General features: G+C 33.5%; 1 protein-coding gene and 1 pseudogene. Both read right to left on the bottom strand.

What is annotated here, in order from left to right:
- Nucleotides 1-158 precede the first annotated feature (158 nt).
- The gene (locus AC3WR0_RS25365) at nt 159-587 is read right to left on the bottom strand and encodes a hypothetical protein (protein WP_492554848.1); all 429 of its coding nucleotides are present in this window, start codon (nt 585-587) and stop codon (nt 159-161) included.
- 156 nt (nt 588-743) lie between these two features.
- Nucleotides 744-1,100 (bottom strand): annotated as a pseudogene (locus AC3WR0_RS25370) (class I SAM-dependent methyltransferase); the annotation flags it as partial.

Raw genomic sequence — 1,100 nt, forward strand, 5'->3', positions numbered from 1 at the left:
GGCTAGTTCTTACTCGGCGGGAATCCCACCCGCTATATGATACGACCTAGGCTCGGCCGCACACCTGCCCCGTTTGTACAATAAGGTTTTCAACAAAAAAGGCGGCTAATCCTTCTTGGATCAACGCACCTGTTAGTTGAATTAGTTTTTCTTCCCTTCTAATTTTTTGGTTTCACTTTAAATTTTGCCACTCCAGTATAAACTCCATTATTGCCCTCACTCCATTTTAAAGTGAAAGTTAAATTGCTATTGTCTCTTGAATATAGGCTTCCTTCATAATCATAACTTCCAAAGGTTTTGAGAGGTGTATTGGGTTTTACGCCTTCATATCCAACTTTTGTTTTATCATAATTCAGTAAGTTTAAATGATTTATGTTTTTTTCTCCTAAATACATAATTGAAGTATCATAAACCCATTTTTTATGATCTAATCTTGGAGTTACTTTAATATCCCAATTCTTAATTTCCTTTGTTTGTATAACATCTAATCCTTTTGGTTGTTCTGTTTTATTGCTGACACTCATTGAACACGCTGATATAAATAGGCAAAATGTTAGAATTAATGTTAAAAAGTATCCTTTTTTCATAAATCCTCCATAAATGTATTCAATCTATGTTTTCGTATTCAACAACCATTAACACTATTCCTTCTTATTGAACTAAACTGCCCGTTAGTAAAAATGCCCCCAGGATTGGAAGCTATTATGAAACTCTTGAAATGTTTGCTAATGAACTTGAAGAATTCACCTTTTACATTTCTTCGCTTTAATTATCATTGTAGTTGGAAATCTTCTCGCTTTGTATAAAGAATAATAACGTTCCGAAAATTCCTCTTCTATAGAATCAAAACTTGCAGATACATTACTTTCAACAACAGAGTCAATAGTAAATCCAACATTAATTAATTCATTTATATAAGTACTCATTTTTCTCTTGGGAATTACAACGGGAGCTTCTTCGCCTTTGAATCGTTGGTACATTGTTGTTCCTTCATCCTGGTATGATCCATCAAGGTATATTTGACCATTTCGACTTATCATATGAGCATATAAGGGGTGATCCCAGCTAAATATAAAGTAACCGTCAGGCTTTAAATAAGA

This window comes from Neobacillus sp. FW104-15D2 (assembly GCF_058790155.1).